A 19,683-nucleotide genomic window follows, 5' to 3' on the forward strand; every position below is an offset into this window, starting at 1 on the left:
CGGCTTTAAAATCGGGTTCGTAACTGCGACGTCCTTTGTTCGCTTTTTGACTCTCCATTTTTGCAAAATTTATGCAAAAAAGTGTGCCGCTTTTCTAGACCACCTCAATACGCCAAACTCTCCACAACCACACCGTGTTCGTTTTATGGAAATGTATTTTGGCCATCCTTTGTGTGATCTGGGTCAGGTAAATCGGGTAGGAGGCAATCCAGATTGGCTTAAACCGAAAATCTCCGTCATTGATCATTTGCAAAACAAGTTCATTCTTAGCCTTGAAGGCAACGATGTAGCTACCAATCTTAAATGGATCATGTCCTCCAATTCGATCGCGGTAATGCCCACGCCCAAATATGAAACATGGTTTATGGAAGGCAATCTAATTCCTGATTTCCATTTTATTTGTATTAAAAGAGATTATTCTGATCTCGTGGAAAAGCTGCGGTATTATATCGAACATCCACGGGAAGCCCAAAATATTGTGACAAATGCAAATGCGTACGTTAAGCAATTTATGAATGGGGAATTGGAAGATATCATTTCTTTGCTCGTGCTGCAAAAGTATTTTTACTGTACTAATCAGCTCAGCGAAAAAGAATACGTGGTGACGGGCTTTTAACAGCTTAGGACATACCGGAACGGTTGGTTCAGCAAGCCATTAGGCCTTTTCTATTCCCTGCTGATACAAAAATTTCAGTTTCCTTAAAGCCAGCAACACTATTTTGGTATTTAAAAAGTATGTTTCTCGACCCCGATTGCAAACCGGCTGCAACGCGAGTTTGGTTCAGCCATCATATTGCCAAACCGAAGTTATAGGCTGTGTTACCCGACTTATAATTACTTAATATTTCATAAGGCTTTATTGTTCACATATCTCCTTCAACTTATCCAGTGCTTTTGGGTAGTTTTCATTCATATAATCTACAAAATCTTCTGGTGTGTCTAAGTCAATAGTGACGATTGTAGTTCCATCGCTTTCGTCGAAAGTATAATTTTCAAATCCCTTTGCCCACTTCTCAACATCTGGTCCTTCTGTAATTTCCTTGCCAGCTACTAAAAGACCATAATTTTGAATTGAAACAAAATGGTTGGGAAGGTTTTCGGCTACCTTGGAAACCATACCTCCTTTTTCTCCATTCTCTACCCCAATAAATAGAATTTTACTTCCCTTCTCCCAACTTCCTTCATAGGTGGATGTCGGGTTAAACAAAGAAACCCATTGCTCATAAGTTGATTTATTGTTAATGCCAAGCATTATATCATAAACCATAGTCTTAGGGGCGTTAATTGTTACTTTGAATTGTAATTTTTTCATAATGCGTTATGTTTAGGGGATACATTCTGCTGATACAAAAATTTCAGTTTCGTTAAAGTCAACAACGCTTTTTTAGTAGTAGCGAGTCCTTACCTCTAAATTGTAATCTTAATCTGCAAGTTACCCGAAGTGGAATCATTAAGCGACTCGTATTTTACGTAAAGTTTGTTGCTATAATAATCTTTTTGCAGACCGCCAATAGTTACTTTCCCTTTTGGTAAAAGAATTTCTTCGGCTCTCGCGAAAGTTGTATCTGCATCAGGCTCTTCGTAATACCAGAGTATTCTCGCGTCATGGCTCAATTCTCCTTCTATGTTGAAAGTGACAGATGCGGCAGGTCCTTTATTGTCAATGGTAAAATAGTCATTGTTTTTGACATCCTTTACCTGATGCGTCCACTTTTCATCTTTTAATCCTAGTGTTTCGCAGCCCATTATTCCAGAGGCTAACAAGATGGCAAACAGTGCTTGTTTCATATTTGTGAAGGTAATTTGTTGATCAGGCAAATATATATGGTTTTTACCTTAACTGTTTAGCAGAGGTCCAAAGAGCAGACTTGCTAAACGGATTAATGTGCGTTTTACTTCACCATTTGAAGTGATTTGGTAAATGTTCCAGCCGTAAGTCGGTAAATGTAGATACCGTTGGCAAGTTGCGCGCCATTCACTTTTGCAAAGTGCCAGCCTCGTTGAAAGTTCCCTTCCCCAAGAGACAACATCTTTTTGCCACTGGTATTGAATAGTTCCAGTTTGATGTTATCAGCCGCCGGAAGATAAAAGGCGATTTCTGTCTGTGCGCCTACCGGATTAGGTACGTTTTGCAGAAGCATTATCTCCCGGGGCTCATCCACCACAACTGAAACAGCTGCGGAATTGGTTTTACAACCACCCTGGTTCGTAATGGTTACGGAATAACTTCCGGATCGGTCAGCGGAAAGTGTTGATGCAGCCGCGTTGGGCAAATCCACGCCGTCTAATTGCCATTGGTACGCGAATCCCGGCACTTCGTTGGTTTTAAGGGTAGTTTTGTATGAACTGCTCTGCGATGAAGTAATCTCGGCTTTGAGCAAAGAATAAACACTGAAATTCCCGCTGAAATTACTTTTTAGTTCTGGTGAAGTGGTCATTATGTTAAGGTTATAGGTTCCTTCCGAAATTGTGGCAGGTATGGTGGTGGTGATTCGATTACCGTCCTGTCTAAGCAGTTCCATAGGTGTAGTTTCCTGATTTTGCGTATTATGGAGCAGAAAACTGGTTCTATTTTCTTTTGCAAATGTCGAATTGGAAGCGACCGAAACTGTCAGTTCTTCTCCGGCGCAATAGTTCGTTTTGGGGTCAATACGGAGAACATTACTTTCATCAAATGAATGGATCTCACCAGAGTTTGAAAGGATCAGTAATTGATCTTTGAAGTAAGTTATGTCAAATGGCTCATTTGTAAGATTAAGTCCATCGTAATAGATATTCGCTTTCTCGTCTTTGTATTTTATCAGAGCGAATGGGGAAAAATTAGTACCATTGAATTTATAAGAAGCAATCCACATCTGGTTTTGCTTGTCAAATATGACCTTTCTGACAGGATACCCGGATAACGATGGAATGTTTTCCCATCTTTGCCCGGCTGGATCCAGGCGCATCACGCCCCAATCACCGTATGCATATAAAGTGTTGTTATGATCCGTGACAATACCATAGAGGTTGGTCCAATTTTGCAAGAGCGGTTCCATTTTCCATGATAGGTTTTTATAAGACCAAACTGATCCTCCTTCCATAATCGCCCAAATGCGGCTCTCCGAATCGGCAGTTACAAAAAGTGCCCTGTTCGATGATATATTATTCTGACCATAGTATGTCCATGAGTTGTCCTTGAAATTGATTACACCAGTGTTCTCAGAAGCAAAAAATATCCCTTCATCCTTAGTTACGGCAATAGGTCCGAAACTGTTCAGGTAAGAAAGGGAATAGTGTGTTGCGTAAACATTGTTAGTCTTGGTCACGAGCGTTCCAAGAGGGTCGATGGCAAAAATCTCATCGTCTTTTGCACCAAAATAACTAAGCGAGTTAGGACTTTTCCCTTGCGTAGCATGTGAACTGAATTTTTCCCAGCTTTTTAGATCACTGGTGGCATAGTATCCGCGGTTTTTGTCAAAAACAAATAGCTTGTTATCAGAGGAGAAAAACCTGTTTTTTAAATGATCACCTCCGCCGCCGCCCGAATACCGAAGTTCTTTGGAGGGAGTGCCTATATGTTGGAATCGGGTGTCTTCATTGCCGGTGTTGAGCTGATAAGTAGACCAGCCAGAGTATTTGTCAAACGACCATTTAACACGTGTCCTGACATAGTAGGAAGTTTTTTCTCTAAGTTGCGGGACATACGTTGCTCTGTCGGTGTACCTTGTCTCGGGCTCGTTTGTAGCTACAGAATCTGAGAAAACAATGTTTTTAAATTCAGAATCTTCTGCTACTTCCATCTGATGCACCAACGGGGCGTCAATCGGGAAAGTGGCCGAGGCCAACTGAACGTCCATAACGGGCTTGTCGGAAGTATTGGCGAGGTTAGTTGTATAATAAAAGTAGCTGCTCCAGGGTGCTGTCATGTATCTGGGTTCTGACCAACGGCTCCACATCTGATTCTTCCTGACACGTAGTTGTAATTGAAAATAGTATGCAACATCTCCGGTTGATGGCAAAACAAACGATTGAATCGAAGAGGGGCCGACATTTCTTTCATGCGTAACGCCTGCGCCATCTCCATAGGTTGGCGTCAGGCGAATTTGATAGGCATCAATTCCTTCAAATGTGCGAAAGTTTCCGGTAACGGTGTTGTTATTCCAAAGCGTAACGTTTGACAGAATGGGAGGGATGCTGTTTTCGGAAAAGGGTGGCATAGCGGCGGTAACGATCTCAGACCAGGGTGACTGCCCTGATAAATTTTTGGCATTTACCCTGACGTAATAGGTGCCCTCCGGATGTGCGTTTGTTTGAAAAAAGGGCTGGTTCACCAACGTATCTTCAATAATCTGTGTAAAGGCTTGATCCTTTGCTAATTGAATTCGAAACTTATCAGCTTTGAAGGTTGCCTTCCATTCAAATGCAGGCGAGTTCGACAAACCTCCGCTCAGTTTCAAACCAAGTGGCGTGTCAGGCGTTGCAGTAAGGCTGTTTAGTTTAAAGAAAGTATCAATTTTGCCCTCCGCATAGTCTCGCATCAGATTCCGGCAAAGCGGATGAAAACTAAGGATAGAGCGGCAATAGGACATCAGCGTTCCGGTGGTGGATTCCAGATATCCATCCTGGCAGTCGGAACCGACGTTTTCTACATTTGTACATCTGTCAATTGGACCGCCTGGCCAGGAGCAGTACTGCGTATGTGGCGAGCCGAGTGTATGCCCTAGTTCATGACAGAACAAATCTACCGCCAGATCCGGATTATTGGGACGGGGCATATTGGAGGATGCCATCCTTCCGCCACCGTAAAACCATCCGTCTCTGCACGAAAGGCTCACCACGGCATCGCGTTCTTCAAACCGGTTATTGGTCCAGTATTGCAGTACATTATCAAAGTATTCGTAATCCTGAGTGAGTGTATATGGCTCAGGTTTATCCCATATTAAAATGGATGTTACCACAAGTTTGACATTGATCTCACGCTCAAAAATCTCAGACGCCTTTTGTATGAAACGATATGCGGTTTTAGTGAGCAGCTCTTTGTCCTTTTGGTATAACAGATAAGTCTGGTAGTTAATGTCAAGTGCAAGTCTGTACTCCAGTTTTTCGCCGGCAGAAGTTCTCGCTGCTGTCAGATCTCTTTTTTGAACGTATTTGGCAAGATAAGAAGCTACTGTTGAGTCGCTGGTACCGCAAGCAGGAGCGGTATGTTGGCCATAACTTTTGGTTACAAAAGAGAGCAAAATGCAGAAAATGAGAAGTTTATACGTAGAGGATGAAATCATACTTGTGTTGAGATTAATTGGTAGGGCAAAAGTAATGTTTTATGTAAATAAAACCGGTGTGGTTGGCTTGCGGTTAATCTTCGTATTCTTCACCAGGTGTTCCTGCGGAACGCTCGTTTATTAGTCCGTTTCTACTATTGGAAAGGGGGGCACCAGGAAAGACTGATGAACAATCTGGCATTGTCAAATGATTCAGATTTCTCAGTCAGTTTTACAAGAACAAATAGAACTTTCCATAAACGCTTACCGGTCAAGCCAAACCAATTTGTATTCTCCGTTCCAACTTTCTGAGTTTAATTTTTGACCATCAGAATTGTAGGAAGCTAGGTTGATTATAACTTGATGACCCTGAATATTTATTGTTCCAGAAAGCTTAGAAGAGTCAGAGGATTGAGAAAATTCTTCACCGTGTACAATACCTAGATTTCTTGGGATGGTGTAACTTGCACTGTCTTCATAGGTCTTGCGTAAGAGTAAAGAGACTGGGTCGTGCACCATCAGTGAACGTTTGCCTTTGACAGTCAAAATGAACTTATTATTTTTCTGTACGATAAACGCGGTTCTATAATTTATTGAAGGAGAGGTAAATAAAATATAGTATATCGAAATACCTACTATTAAAAAGGAACATGTTAACAGGAATTTTCCTTTATTCTCTATTATAAAAGTTGGATTCGTCGTCCGTTTATTAAGAGAAAGGGTCAGGAAATGTAATGTTAGATACACTAAGCCGACCAACGATCCAAAAATCAAAAGTAAAATTATGTTTGTAAACATGGTCAAAATTCTGGACTATCAAGTTGAATAATGGCTCAGGTAATTTTCGTTCTATTCGGTTGAACTGGCAAAAATACTCCACTAGCCATTTACAGCATTCTTTCTTCTTAGAAAACTTATTACCGAACTTGTTCCATCATGAGAGAGACAAACCCTCGTTCAGCTCTATAACCTTTTACTACAATTCCAATATCTCATAGTTCGAAAAGTCGGCTTTGACTTCTCTATTGAAAACAAACTCTCGATATCCTTCGGACCTCCTACTTTTTCGTTTGCTGTTACATATTTACTTTTCCGGTCTTGACCCGATTTGCGTTTCCTGATTATTACTATCTGTTTATCAATACTCAACAACCTGTCGTAAATGATGTTCCAGATGTTCAACATAGTCGTGAACCAAAAACTCTATTGTGAAACTATTGTTGCTGCCGGTATTCACTTTACAGCCTAATTTTTCCTCAGGAATCCGTTTGATTAATTCTAACAACTGCCTGTTATACGCTGTCCAAAAGGCTATGATTTGCGAACTATCTATCTGTTGGTAGTAATTATACTGGTTCCATTTGTTTTGGTCATATGATATTGTAGGAATCTCTTCATACTGTCCGCGAATGAATCTATGATGATTGTTTGTTGCACTATCAATGAGGTGCCCTATGATCTCCTTTTTGCTCCACTTTTCAGGAATGGGTTTTTCGCTAAAATCCACTTCATCAATTTTCAATAGCAAATCTGGAATTGTGCCGCACAGATATTCAAGTCGTTCTATTGATTTTTTGATCATTGTCCTGGTAATGTTATTATAGCTCGCCCCGATTTGCAATCGGGGCGGTGCTGGTTTAGCAGTTTTAACGCGTGGTATTGAAAGTGCGTTACCAACGCTAATCCATTTCAACGCCGATTGCAAATCGGGGTTAGCTAGTTATTTTAATCCGTCTATTCAGTTTGTTTCTTTCATTTGTAGGTTGAATACAGTTCCTGCCGGGTCTTGAACCCAATGCATATTTTTGGGAAGCTCTTCAATTTCATCACAAGTCTCCACACCTTTTGATTGTAAATAGTTTGTCGCTTCTTCTACGTTTGGAACTGTTAGCTGTAACCAGGTTTCGGAATGAGTGTAGTTGTCAACGCAGTCCAGCCATACACTATTATTGCCAAATTTCACTTCGTGTGTTCTGGAAACTGTTGGATTGTCAATAGGCTTTTCTTCAACTTCCAACTTCAAAATATCTTTATAAAAAGCAACTGTTTTTTCGTATTTGCTTTTAGGGATTTTTATTGCGATATTAATTCCTGCTTCAAATTTCACGTCCATAATTATTGTCATTTTTTGTTCTCTAAGTTACAGTTTCTAAATAATCTGTTAGTGCTATTGGTTTGTTGTGAGGACGCTCTACAATTGCCGCTAACGTTTTGGCGCTTGGCGCAGTGGCGGATTTCGGAACATAAAACTGTCAATACACCACAAAAGTTGATGCGAGGTAGAATGTTCAATTAACCACTGAACCCGCCATTGAGCCAAAGCCTGTTAGTGGCTGAGCTTATTTCTCTATTTTTCGTTTGTTCCAAGTTATGTCCTGCCAATCATGTCTAACTAATTTGATTTTTTTTACATATTCTTCCCTATACAGTAGATTTGTATAGAGCATTGTCACCCCGTTAACAAATAGAAATCGAGGTTTGTTTTTGAACTCACTCTTGTCACCTGGAGTTGGTGCTTTCAAGTTATTGCAAAGGCTTGATACTTTACTGTCGGTAAAAGAAAACTCTAATTCAAATTTGTGAGCAAATTCATTCCTTATTTTTCTAATTATCTCACAGTCGTGAAATTCATAGTCTGAAATAAGTCCCAATGAGTATGCTAAATTTTGTCTTGAGCTAAATGTGCCAATTGGAGCATTAAATCCTTCAAGTAAATTCTTAGTTGATTTGCAGTCAATAAGGAAGTCCTGAAGTATGTCTTTTAGTTTTTGGTCAAGTAAACTTGCTGCCAAAATAGAAGCACCCCTATCAGTCTCCTTTTGGAATACCTGAAGGAACTTCGCAAACAAATCTAATTTAGGTTCTAATTTTTTCATTTTACAATTCAATTAAAAGGGTGGGGAGAGGGGGACTCGACCCCCCTGCTCTCTGTCCCGAATTCAGGTTAATCAACTATTGGTTTCAATGTCTTATAGTTTGGAGTTTGGCACCATTCTCCCCACGAGAGCTACCCCAACTACTACACTTTTGATTTTGTCTATCATAGTCGTAAAGTTTTGAATTAACATCATTGTCGCCAATGAGGAGAATGTCACCACTCGAACTAAGGACATTGCAAATTCAACAGTCAACGTCACCTTTAAACTCAGGCTCTTTTGTCCCATTGTCGGGACGATATTTTCAATGAACGATTGTCTTTTAGCCTTGCCCCATAACGTTTCGGGACTTTGCGATGGTGTGACCTGTGGCCCTAATCGAATCGGACCGCCGCAAAAGTTCAATTGAAGAAGTACCGTTGAACTTTGCAGTTTCGTCCCGCTATTGCACTTTTATAGCCAGTTTTTATTTCTGTTGTTGTTTCTCATATATACTCGAATTCAGGACTTTTTCTAAATCATCAATTTTGAGTAAATCTTCGAAAGTCGGCTGAATACACTCTCTTGTTAACTCCTTTACAAACAAGTCTGGTGGCTTTTGATAAAGTCCGCTTAAATTCTGTACTGACTTCTTGTCTTTGTCAATTGCAGTTTTTTAAAACTTATAAGTCCGAACGTTAATTCCATAATGTCGCCCGTTCTCCAAGTCAACGTGAATATTACAAAATTCATTTTTAATGTCCCAGTTATTCGGGTCAACTTCTTCAAACTTTAACCACAGTTTAAAATTAATTTTTGTCGATTGTTTATTCATAAATTTTAGCACCTTTGAAAATGTCAGCAAATGTTGACCAGTCTGGTTTGTCAGCATTTATGTATTGCTTTGTATTATCGTAATAACCTTGAATGTCTTCCGTGTAAGCACTCAACGCTTCTAAAAAGTTGGGTAATGATTTGTTTTCCCAGCTTTCAGGATTGTTCAAAAAGTCGTGTCGTAATAAGTCAAGAAACTTAATGAAGCTTTGTCTGTCCGATACTTTAAAGTCGTTAAGTGTGTCGTTCATAAAATTGGCTATAACGTTTTGGCGCTTGGCGAAGAAGCGGATTTCGAAGCACTAAACTATCTACCAGCACAGAACTTGATACGAAGCACAAAACTTCATTTAAGCACTGAACCCGCTTTTTTGCCAAACGCCTGTTAGTGGTAGTTTTATTTCCATCAGTCAATTAGTTTTGTGTCGAGCAACGATAATGATTGCTCAACACCTTCGTCAAACAGTAGTCCGCTTAACTTCAATTTATCATTTGTCTTCACTTTCTGTTCGTCCGATTTGTCAGCGAAATATATAACCAACTTTCTCGGTTGTGCTTTATAGCTAATTTCAGTGGTTAAATAAATATGTCCACCGTCTGCACCGGTTGATAGAGTTTTAAAGTCCGATATTTCGATTTCAAAGTTTGATATTTTGTCGAACAACTCCCAGCTTTGCTCAAAACTGTCCTTACTAATTTCGGAAACAACAAAATGTTCTTTGAAGTTAGTAAGTAATAAATTGTTGTCAGTCCAGTAGCCGTAGTTGTCTTTGAATGGCATTTTTAATATTACTCGTCCTTCCTTGTCCAAACCAATTTCACGCTCAGGTATTCCAGTTTCATTGTCGCACTCTACAAGCCAATATTGAACTTTGTCTATTTTGTCGTCAAATTCTGGGTTTGCTTTGGGAATAATCGTTGTCAGAATACCTACCAATGCTTTTTTCAATGAGCTTTTTATCAGTCCATCTTCTGCTGTCTGGCTGTCACTTTTCGGTGCGTCAAATTGTATGTAGGTCGTCTTCATAAAATTACCGCTAACTTTCTAAATATACGCAAGTTACCAGATTTTTCTTATGTGTATATTTTTGCCTCTTGTGTTGCATGATAAATAATACAATTTCTGTTAATTTGCTGATAATCAGGTTTATGTGTTTGTTGGCTTGCTTGAGTTGATTGTTCAACAATATAAAATACGCACTTCTGTTATTCCATATTATCCAGAGGACTTTTGATCGTTTCTACGCTTTTTTCGCTAACGTGGGGGTATCACGCTCACACGAATTTGCAACAATTCAGAATGTTAAGCTTTTGTAATGAGCATAGCCTAGAGGTGCATTGCAAATGCTACGCCACTTTTACCCCAATTACAAATCAAGGTTAGTTTCATGAGTCGCGCCTCCCAAACCCACATTAAAAAAAATTTAATGGTACTAAATTAATAAAACCTTGAATGAATTAAACGTTTGTTTGTTAAAATCAAACAGTCGTTTGATTTTGTTTTTTTTATCTCCTACGTTTGTATCGTCGGTTTGGAAATAGTGTCGGCGGTACGAAAAGAGATGGCTATGGAGTACAATGCGAAGCAGTTACAGATTATATACGTGGCAGAACGGCTTTTTGCCATGAAAGGTTTTGCTGGAACGTCGGTGCGGGATATTGCGCAGGAGGCCGATGTCAACGTGTCTATGATTTCCTATTATTTCGGTTCAAAGGAAAAGCTGATCGAAGCGCTGTTTGAATTGCGGACGAGTGAATCCAGATTACGAATTGAGAATATTCTTTTGCTTGAAGATCTGACGCATATTCAAAAGGTGTATATCATGATCGACAGTGTTCTCGACCGTCTTTGGGGAAACCAGTGCTTTCACAATATCATGATGCGGGAACAGCTTTCTTCGGAGCGCACCCCTTACATATCACAACATATTCTGGAATTGAAAATCAAGAATGGTGAACTGATGAACCGCCTGATCACGGATGGACAAACGGCTGGCGTTTTCAGAAAAAACATTGACCTGAGCCTGATGACAACCACATTATACGGAACAATTAATCACGCAATTGCAACACAGGAATTTTACAGAAAAATCAACAAGCTTGAAGATTTGAGTGAGGAGGAATTCCGCACACTGATCAAACGCCGGCTTAGCCAACACCTAAAAAATCTATTTAAATTAACAGTATCCAATGAACACAACAATCAGTAATAGAAACATGCTTCGGATAGCGATCGGCATTGTTTTGATTGTCACAGCCTCCCGTTCCATGGCTCAGACGGCCAGGGTAATCAGCCTGGAAGAGGCTGTGGCGCTAAGTTTGCAGAATAGCAAACAATTGAAATTAAGCCAGAAAAATGTAGATCTGGCAGCTCTGAATATCAAGCAGATCAAAGAAAATCAACTTCCTTCTCTGAGCGTATCTGCATCCTATTTGAGATTAAACTCTCCTAATATTGATTTGAAGATCAATCGCAGTGGAAGCGATAGTACATCCGGATCGGCAGGTTCGCCTGAGGTTCATCAGGTGATGTATGGTATGGCAAGTGCATCTTTACCCATCTTTTCGGGATTCAGATTTAAGTATGGTCTGGAATCGGCGCGCTACCTGGAACAGGCTGCAAAACTGGATGCTGAGTTTGACCGTGACGCCGTAATTCAGAATACCGTTGCTGCTTATAGCAACTTGTACAAATCGCGCAGGGCGGTTGAGCTGGTTTCTGAAAACCTGAAACGTGAGCACGAAAGGGTAGTGGAGTTTACGAACCGCGAAAAGAACGGTTTGCTTGCAAGAAACGACCTGATGAAGGCCCAATTGCAGGAATCAAATGTAGAGCTGGCATTGCTGGATGCGGAAAATGAGCTGAAACTGACCATTGTTAACATGGATCTGTTGTTAGGCTTGCCCGAAAACACGGCGCTGGAAGCGGATCCAAACAGTTTCATTACGCTTAAAACGGAAGGACAACTGGCGGAATGGGAACAAACAGCATTGACACACAGAAAAGACATTACATCAAATGGTATTCGCCAGAAGGCTGCAAATATTGATATTAAAACGGCAAAGGCAGATTGGTATCCTAGTGTAGCGCTTACCGCCGGTTATGTGGCACTAAACATTCCTGGTGTGGCAGTGATACCCAATGCAATGAACGCCGGCATCGGTGTCAGATATGACATTGCATCTTTCTGGAAAACAGGAGCGAAAATTGCACAGGCCCGCACACATGTAGAACAGCTGAAAACATCGGAAGAGATATTGGCTGACCGTATCCATTTGGAAGTCAATACAGCCTATTATAATTACGTACTGAGCAAACGGAAAATTGATGTTTACGCTCGTGCCGTAGAACAGGCAGATGAGAATTACCGGATCACCAAAAATAAATTTGATAACAGCCTGGTTACAACCACCGAACTGCTGGACGCAGATGTAGCTCAGGTGCAGTCGAAGATCAATTTCGAAGCTGCGAAGGCGGATGCCATTGTTGCTTACAAAAAATTGGAACAAACAGCAGGTATCATCAATTAACAGAAATTTCAAGAACATTCTATTCATAAAAAATATGGAAACCAATCAGAATACCGCAGAAGAACCTAAAAAGAAAAGTTTCACCTTCGTCATCATCCTGGCTCTCCTTGTAATCGGTGGAGGAACGTGGGGTTATATGAAATACAACCATGGTCTGCATCACGAAGAAACGGATGATGCTCAGATCGACGCAGACATCAGCCCTGTTATCCCGCGTATATCCGGCTACGTAACTGAGATCCGTGTGAAGGATAATCAGGCAGTGAAAAAAGGGGATACTTTACTTGTGCTCGACAACAGGGATCAGATCATCAAACTGGAACAGGCGAGGGCTGGTCTGGCCGGTTCGGAAGGAAACCTTACCGCTGCCAATGCATCTACTACGGCTTCGGCAGCAACGGGAATTACGTATCAGGCAAATGTTTCGGTAGTGGCAGCGCAGATCGAAGAAGCGAAGGTGAATGTATGGAGAGCCAATCAGGATTTTACCCGCTACGAAAATCTGATCCGCGACCATTCGATTACTCAGCAGGAATTTGAGCAGGCTCAGGCAACGAAACAGAAAGCGGAACGCCAGCTAGCCGTATTGGAAGCGCAGAAAACCGCAGCGGAACGTCAGGCAAAAGCAGCAAGTTCTCAAACACAGGCTACTTCCAGACAAACATCCATTGCGAATGCAACCATCAAAGCGCGTCAGGCAGAAATTGCCAATGCAGAATTGAATTTGTCATACACGGTTATCACCGCTCCAACGGATGGAAGAGTGTCAAAAGTGAACGCACAACCAGGGCAGTTTTTACAGGCAGGACAATCACTTTTCAGCATCATTTCAACACATAAACCTTGGGTAGTTGCCAACTTTAAGGAAACGCAACTTACCAAAATGAAGCTTGGACAAAAAGTTAAAATTCACGTGGATGCCTATCCTGACCATGAATTTGATGCAAAAGTAACTTCGTTTTCTCCGGCAACAGGTGCTAGGTTTGCCCTGCTTCCTCCTGACAATGCGAGCGGAAATTTTGTAAAAGTGGTTCAGCGACTTCCGGTCCGTATTGAATTTGAAGAGTCAAAAGGTGAGTTTATCGCAGAGCTTCGCCCGGGTATGAACGTATTCGTGGATGTGTTGCTGGATTAATTTAAAAAAGTAAACAGTTTTTAGTTTACAGTAGTGCGGATATGCCAGTTTCTGTAAACTAACGCTAAAATTATACCAAATGGAATTACAGGAATCGTTGGTTGAATACGGCTTCCGGAGGGTTATCATTACGCTTACGGCTGTGTTGTGTGCACTTCTCGAAATTGTGGATACCACCATCGTGAATGTTGCGCTGAACGACATGCGGGGTAACCTGGGAGGAACTTTGTCGGAAGTGAGCTGGGTAATTACCGCTTATGCGATTGGTAATGTGATTATTGTTCCGATGACAAGCTGGTTGTCGCAGCAGTTTGGCCGCCGTAACTATTTTGCGGCATCAATCATCATTTTTACAGTAAGTTCTTTCCTTTGCGGAAATGCTGATAATATCTGGGAACTGGTCTTTTTTCGACTCATTCAGGGATTTGGTGGTGGCGCCTTGCTGGTTACGGCTCAAACGCTCATCACTGAAAGTTACCCACCCGAAAAACGGGGTATTGCGCAGGCTATTTATGGATTGGGTGTAATTGTAGGACCTACACTGGGGCCGCCGCTTGGAGGTTACATTGTGGATAATTACAGCTGGCCTTATATATTTTACATCAATATTCCGCTTGGAATTATTGCTGCACTGCTGACACTACAATTTGTAAGAAGTCCCAAGTATTCAGAGAAAAAGTCAGCAAGTGAAATTGATTATTGGGGTATTGTGTTGCTTGCCGTTGCGGTCGGTTCTTTGCAATATGTTTTGGAAAAAGGACAGGAGGAAGACTGGTTTAATGACGAGATCATCACTGTTTTAACAGGAACAGCTATTTTAGGCTTTTTCTTCTTTATCTGGCGCGAGCTTACCTACAAAAATCCGATTGTAAATCTCAGGGTTTTGAAAAATGGAAATCTTCGTGTTGGAACAGTACTTTCCTTCATCTTAGGATTTGGATTGTATGGATCAACCTTCATTATCCCGCTTTACACACAAGCTACTTTGGGCTGGACTGCGACACAGTCGGGTATGCTCATGGTTCCGGCTGCTATTGTAACGGCCATGATGATGCCTGTGGTTGGACAACTTCTGCAACGTGGGGTTAAGCAGCAATATCTGGTAGCGATTGGGATGATATTCTTCTTTATTTACAGCTATTGGGGATATTTAATCCTGACACCTGATACCGGAAAAGATGCGTTTTTTAATATGCTCATTGTCCGCGGTATTGGTTTGGGGCTGCTTTTTGTACCGATTTCCACTCTTGCGTTATCTACCCTTAAAGGAAGAGAAATAGGAGAGGGTGCTGCCTTTACAGGGATGATGCGCCAGTTGGGAGGCTCGTTTGGTGTTGCTGTGATCACTACTTTCATTGCGCGTCAAAACATGCTTCACCGCAACGATCTGGTAAGTAAGCTGGATGTAAATAATCCGGTGGTGCAACAACGAGTTGAAGGACTTCAACACAGTTTTATGGCAAAAGGAATGGCACCTGATATTGCGCTGAAAAGCGGATACAAGATTATGGATCTTGGTGTTACGAAGCAGGCAATGGTGATGTCGTATATGGATGTATTTCTTTATCTCGGTATTCTGTTCCTGATCTGTGTACCATTTGTATTGTGGACCAGAAGTGGGAAAGGTAAAGTGGATACATCAGCGGTTCATTAACCCTCGCTGATCCACTGCATCATGAGTGCTGTGAGGTAACCACCGTAGGTGCCAATGGCATAGCCCAGGATGGCAAGCAAAACGCCGACCGGAGCCAGTGAAGGATGAAAAGATGCCGCTACCACCGAAGCTGAGGCAGAACCTCCAACATTGGCCTGGCTTCCCACAGCCAGAAAGAAAAACGGGATTTTGAGCCGGCGGCATACTACAATTAGAATGATTGCGTGGATTAGAATCCATATGAAACCAATAGCAAACAGACCCGGGTTGTCGGCAACGGCGCCCAGGTCCATTTGCATTCCAATGGTCGCAATCAGAATATAAAGAAAGACAGTTCCCATTTTGGAAGCTCCTGCATATTCCAGCTTGCGTAGCGGCGTAGCTGACAATGCAATACCAATAAAAGTGACAATACCGATTACCCAAAAGAAGTTTGAGGTGAGGCTGTATTTTTCCAGCGAAGGATAATTTTCCGATAAATAGGGCGTAATGATTTCTGCCAACGCATGCGCAATTCCTGTTGCGCCAAAACCTACGGCAGCCAGATAAATATAGTCACGCATGGCCGGGATTCGCAGATTCGCATTATTTTCAGAATCCATATGCGCTTTCACTGCGTCAATTTCACGGCTATCTGCTTTCAGCCAGCTATCAATTCTACCCGATATTCCTGCACCATAAATCAGGAAGGCCATCCATAGTTCGGCAATAAGCACGTCCACAGCAACCATCTGAGAGAAAAGTTTGTCGCTCGGCTGAAATACCTCACGTAAAGCGGTCTGATTGGCCCCCCCGCCGATCCAGCTGCCTGCGATGGTCGCCAGTCCCCGCCAAACGGCATCCGCGCCTTCACCTGCAACGGTATCCGGACTAACTGAGCCGACAATCCATAAAGCAATCGGTCCGCCAAGCATGATGCCAACTGTTCCAACGAGCATAGCAATGAGCGCCTGCGGACCAAGTTTGGTCAGCGATTTCCAATCCATTCCAATCGTGAAAAGAACCAGACAAGCAGGGAGCAGGTAACGTGAAACCACCGGATAAAGCTGGGATGTTACGCCATTGATTATACCAATCGAGTTGAGCAAACCTGGTATGAAATAGCAAAGTAGCAAAGGAGGGATGATACTGTAAAATCGCTGCCAACCTTTGCCGGGCAATGAAGCGGTATAAAATATGATGGCAAGGATTACCATGAGTAAGCCTAGTACAGTCGCGTCGTTACTGATCATCTCAGAAGGTTCAAATTCGGGAATGGGTAAAAATAGTATCGTTTTTCGGGATTGTGTCAAAAATTACGGCTAAGCGCGTAAATAAGAAACGAGTGAGTGCTCCAATTCGCTGGAACACCCACCCGTCTCTTAATTTTACAGCAGTTGTATACTTTAAACTCCCGACTAGATACTTGTGAAATCAATGCTGCACTTCCGCATCCGTACGATTCTGAAATAACCTCCAAAGCTTTTCTGCAAGAATCTCTGGAGAGTGTGTAGGACTGAAAGGACGTATAAAACCATTAATTGTAATGGTCCCTGCAAAAATCCCGTCTGCTTTAAGCCTTTTGTTTAGCTGCAAAGCAAGATTCAATGTTCCTGCTTTTCCAAGTGCCAGAGAGCCGTATTGTGGATTGGGATTTTTAGACAAACCTCCACCAGTCAACAGAATCGCTCCCTGATTGTTTTTCAGATCGTCATGCAAAATTTGCGCACTATACAATGCATGCGCCACATTAAGCTTGAAATCCTGTACAAGATCATCGGTTGTTTCCGTCCAGATGTCCTTATTCTTTAATGCTGCCGCATTATAAAGTAAAACGGACACGCCGCCTAACTTTGTTTTCAGATCCGTAATCGCATGTTCAAGTTCTGACTGAATGCTGGCATCGGCTACTGCATAATAGTTCGTTATGCCCTTTCTACTTAGCTGGTCCGAGAGCGATTGAAGCTTCTCTGCATTTCTACTAACCAAGCCCACGCTATAACCCTCCGAACCAAACTTTTCGGCAACTCCTGTGCTAAAACCAGGACCCGCACCTATAATTAAAATCGATTTGTTCATATAATAATAATCCGTTTTTTAAGGACTTTAACCATAATCTAACTACAATCAGGACATATTATTGTTTTAAAAAATTCCCTTTCGAGCCTGTAATCAGCGAATTTTATATTTTAGCAGAATCAACCCAATCAGTAAGAGCTGTTTCGGTACTGATTCAGTTGGGTAATCTTAAAACATTTAACCATGAAAAAGTCTGCTATTTCCCCGATGCCTGCGTTTTTTGACAGATACATTAATATTGTTGATGACATTGACATCCTTGAAGCCTTTCAGCTTTATGCACCTGATTCTATCTATTCTAATATTCCCAAGATTTCCGAAGTTGGAGACAGGGTTTATCAACCGGGTAAATGGACCGTAAAAGATATTTTGCAGCACGTAATTGATAATGAACGCATCATGGCTTATCGTGCGCTCCGTTTCTCCCGAAATGACAAGACTGTACTTCCGGGTTACGATGAAGAGTTGTTTGCGGCCAACACCAACGCGGCTAATCGTACGGTTGCTGACTTAATGCTGGAATTTAATGAGATAAGATTGTCTACAATATCCCTTTTCAGAGGAATGAATGATGAAATGATGTTGAGAAGTGGTGTGGCTTACAAGAGTGAAATCTCGGCTCTGGCGCTGGCATTCGTTATTATCGGGCATTCTATTCACCACATGCGCATCATTGAGGAGAGATATTTTCCACTGGTTTTGTAGTTGTTATTTAACAATCAACGCCTTTCTGAAAGGGTAAATGTTCTTCTATGTTTTATTAACTATTCTTTATCATATATTATGTTGGATTAAATTAATTAGTTGTACAACTGATTCTACATTTAGGCAATATATTTTTACTATTTGTTGTAGATTTCATAGTGAGTGAGGTTATCTTTGTGCTTATACTAAGCCAACTCTCTTGCTACCCACGTCAGGACTTCAAAAATACTGGATCAGGTTATCCGGCGATACAACGGCGTTTCCGCTTCATGCGCGTATTTTTCATTCCGTTTGTATCATATCGATTTTTGGTCTGGGGTATAATATTCCTTTCAATTTTTTTGTCGGGCTTCCTACTGTCAGTGTAGTCAGTCTGGTGATGATGCTGATAGTAGCAGGGTTGTATTATAATTCAAGATTCAAAGGCAATACTTCTCTTAGTGTTCTTGTAACCAACTTCGTAGGGCTTGCCTTGTTTTTTTTAAACTATTTCCTGAATTCTGGTATAAACGGACCCACAGCGCTGTTTTTTCTGTTGTTCCTGCTTATTACGATTGGGATTAACCCTGTCAATCAATACAAGATATGGATACCGTTCAATGTCCTGATTGTACTCGCGTTGTACTGTTTTGAGTATTATAATCCGGAATACGTGCCCGATACATACGACAACAGGTTCAACCAGTTTTTGGACCAGGCCTCGGCGTACCTCGTGATCGCGATTATTGCATTTTTCTGTATGGACTACATCAGGCGGGGATATGAGATGGAAAAGCAGTCGGCGATCGAAAAAACGCTGGCGATTCAGCAGAAGAATCACCTTATCCTGCGGCAGAACGAAGAATTGGAAAAGCTCAACGCGCAGAAGAACAAGTTGATGTCAATAGTGGCTCATGACCTGAGGTCGCCTTTGGCCAACATTCAGAATTATCTGGAGGTACTGGGGGATTTTGAACTGGACGAAAATCAGAAAGCTGAGATTGAAAAAGACCTGTTGAATGCAACCAAGGAAACTTTGTCGATGCTTTCCAAACTTTTGGCCTGGTCCAAATCTCAGTCTCACGGCATGGTCGTCAATCCTGAATATATGGAGTTGTCCGGGCTTTTGGAAAGTACGCTTTTGCTTGAAGTTTCCGCTGCAGCATTAAAAGGAATAGAACTGGATTACTACTTTGAACCCGATCATATCGTGTTTGCCGACAGGGAAATGATGCAGCTGGTAGTACGCAACTTTATCGGGAACGCTATCAAATTTACTGCGCCAGGCGGCAGTATCATGGTCAGGGCGAAGTGTAGTAACAAAGAGTGTGTAATTAGCATAAAAGACACAGGCATTGGTATCCCGGCAGAGCGTCGTGATAAGTTGTTTTCACTGAATGCAAAGTCTACTTACGGTACCAAAGGAGAAAAGGGGGTAGGGCTAGGTTTGCTTTTATGTCGCGAGTATATGACGGCTCAGAATGGCAGTATCTGGTATGAGAATGTTGCTCAGGGGGGCACCTGCTTCTATATTTCAATTCCTGTTAGCGAGGATGCAAGCGCAATGGTGACCTGATTTCATCATGTTACTTCTCAATCAGGATTCCATCAAGGTTTTTATTCACGAGAGCTGTACCTGATTTCAATGAAATTCCTCTCAAACGGCGCGCATTTATAGCGACAAATACG

General features: G+C 41.7%; 17 protein-coding genes. 7 read left to right on the forward strand and 10 right to left on the reverse strand.

Going from position 1 to position 19,683, the window contains the following annotated elements; all coding sequences use genetic code 11:
* Window positions 1-616: glycosyltransferase family 90 protein (locus tag LZG71_RS00005; protein ID WP_233815954.1), on the forward strand; the 616-nt coding region annotated here is incomplete at its 5' end.
* A 240-nt stretch (window positions 617-856) separates the two neighbouring features.
* Here LZG71_RS00005 and LZG71_RS00010 read toward each other — a convergent pair.
* From LZG71_RS00010 to LZG71_RS00045, 8 genes are all read right to left on the reverse strand, one after another.
* Complete coding sequence (locus tag LZG71_RS00010) at window positions 857-1,312, reverse strand: SRPBCC domain-containing protein (RefSeq protein WP_233815956.1); 456 nt, start codon at window positions 1,310-1,312, stop codon at window positions 857-859.
* 95 nt (window positions 1,313-1,407) lie between these two features.
* Window positions 1,408-1,788, reverse strand: a complete 381-nt coding sequence (locus LZG71_RS00015) for a hypothetical protein (RefSeq protein WP_233815958.1) — start codon at window positions 1,786-1,788, stop codon at window positions 1,408-1,410.
* A gap of 104 nt (window positions 1,789-1,892) precedes the next feature.
* On the reverse strand, window positions 1,893-5,264 hold the full coding sequence (locus tag LZG71_RS00020; protein ID WP_233815960.1) for a M12 family metallo-peptidase: 3,372 nt from the start codon (window positions 5,262-5,264) through the stop codon (window positions 1,893-1,895).
* A gap of 1,117 nt (window positions 5,265-6,381) precedes the next feature.
* Window positions 6,382-6,825, reverse strand: coding sequence for a DinB family protein (locus LZG71_RS00025; RefSeq protein WP_233815961.1), 444 nt, complete (start codon window positions 6,823-6,825; stop codon window positions 6,382-6,384).
* Between the two features lie 156 nt (window positions 6,826-6,981).
* Window positions 6,982-7,356 (reverse strand): VOC family protein, encoded by a 375-nt coding sequence (locus LZG71_RS00030; RefSeq protein ID WP_233817291.1) that lies wholly within the window; start codon window positions 7,354-7,356, stop codon window positions 6,982-6,984.
* 226 nt (window positions 7,357-7,582) lie between these two features.
* Complete coding sequence (locus LZG71_RS00035) at window positions 7,583-8,119, reverse strand: MltR family transcriptional regulator (RefSeq protein ID WP_233815962.1); 537 nt, start codon at window positions 8,117-8,119, stop codon at window positions 7,583-7,585.
* Between the two features lie 806 nt (window positions 8,120-8,925).
* Complete coding sequence (locus LZG71_RS00040; RefSeq protein WP_233815963.1) at window positions 8,926-9,183, reverse strand: hypothetical protein; 258 nt, start codon at window positions 9,181-9,183, stop codon at window positions 8,926-8,928.
* A gap of 155 nt (window positions 9,184-9,338) precedes the next feature.
* Window positions 9,339-9,959, reverse strand: coding sequence for a hypothetical protein (locus LZG71_RS00045; protein ID WP_233815964.1), 621 nt, complete (start codon window positions 9,957-9,959; stop codon window positions 9,339-9,341).
* 439 nt (window positions 9,960-10,398) lie between these two features.
* Between LZG71_RS00045 and LZG71_RS00050 the strand changes: the two genes are divergently transcribed.
* From LZG71_RS00050 to LZG71_RS00065, 4 genes are all read left to right on the forward strand, one after another.
* Window positions 10,399-11,142 carry a TetR/AcrR family transcriptional regulator gene (locus LZG71_RS00050; RefSeq protein ID WP_233815965.1) on the forward strand — a complete coding sequence of 248 codons (744 nt, stop codon included), beginning with the start codon at window positions 10,399-10,401 and terminating at the stop codon, window positions 11,140-11,142.
* Window positions 11,123-12,463, forward strand: a complete 1,341-nt coding sequence (locus LZG71_RS00055) for a TolC family protein (RefSeq protein ID WP_233815966.1) — start codon at window positions 11,123-11,125, stop codon at window positions 12,461-12,463. The genes LZG71_RS00050 and LZG71_RS00055 overlap by 20 nt, the downstream gene beginning before the upstream one ends.
* Window positions 12,464-12,497: 34 nt before the next feature.
* Entirely contained in the window at window positions 12,498-13,598 is a 1,101-nt protein-coding gene (locus LZG71_RS00060; RefSeq protein ID WP_233815967.1) for an HlyD family secretion protein, read from the forward strand.
* Between the two features lie 79 nt (window positions 13,599-13,677).
* Window positions 13,678-15,252 carry a DHA2 family efflux MFS transporter permease subunit gene (locus LZG71_RS00065; RefSeq protein ID WP_233815968.1) on the forward strand — a complete coding sequence of 525 codons (1,575 nt, stop codon included), beginning with the start codon at window positions 13,678-13,680 and terminating at the stop codon, window positions 15,250-15,252.
* Here LZG71_RS00065 and LZG71_RS00070 read toward each other — a convergent pair.
* Together LZG71_RS00070 and LZG71_RS00075 are read right to left on the reverse strand one after the other, a co-directional pair.
* Window positions 15,249-16,484 (reverse strand): DUF819 domain-containing protein, encoded by a 1,236-nt coding sequence (locus tag LZG71_RS00070; RefSeq protein ID WP_233817292.1) that lies wholly within the window; start codon window positions 16,482-16,484, stop codon window positions 15,249-15,251. The genes LZG71_RS00065 and LZG71_RS00070 overlap by 4 nt on opposite strands.
* Before the next feature lie 181 nt (window positions 16,485-16,665).
* Complete coding sequence (locus LZG71_RS00075) at window positions 16,666-17,310, reverse strand: SDR family oxidoreductase (RefSeq protein WP_233815969.1); 645 nt, start codon at window positions 17,308-17,310, stop codon at window positions 16,666-16,668.
* Between the two features lie 183 nt (window positions 17,311-17,493).
* On the opposite strand from LZG71_RS00075, the gene LZG71_RS00080 reads away from it, so the two are divergent.
* Entirely contained in the window at window positions 17,494-18,015 is a 522-nt protein-coding gene (locus tag LZG71_RS00080; RefSeq protein ID WP_233815970.1) for a DinB family protein, read from the forward strand.
* Window positions 18,016-18,214: 199 nt separating this feature from the next.
* A complete protein-coding gene (locus LZG71_RS00085; protein WP_233815971.1) occupies window positions 18,215-19,570 on the forward strand; it encodes a sensor histidine kinase KdpD in 1,356 nt (451 codons plus the stop codon).
* The last annotated feature ends 113 nt before the right edge of the window (window positions 19,571-19,683 follow it).

It is taken from the genome of Dyadobacter sp. CY312 (genome assembly GCF_021390535.1).
Taxonomy (GTDB): Bacteria; Bacteroidota; Bacteroidia; order Cytophagales; family Spirosomataceae; genus Dyadobacter.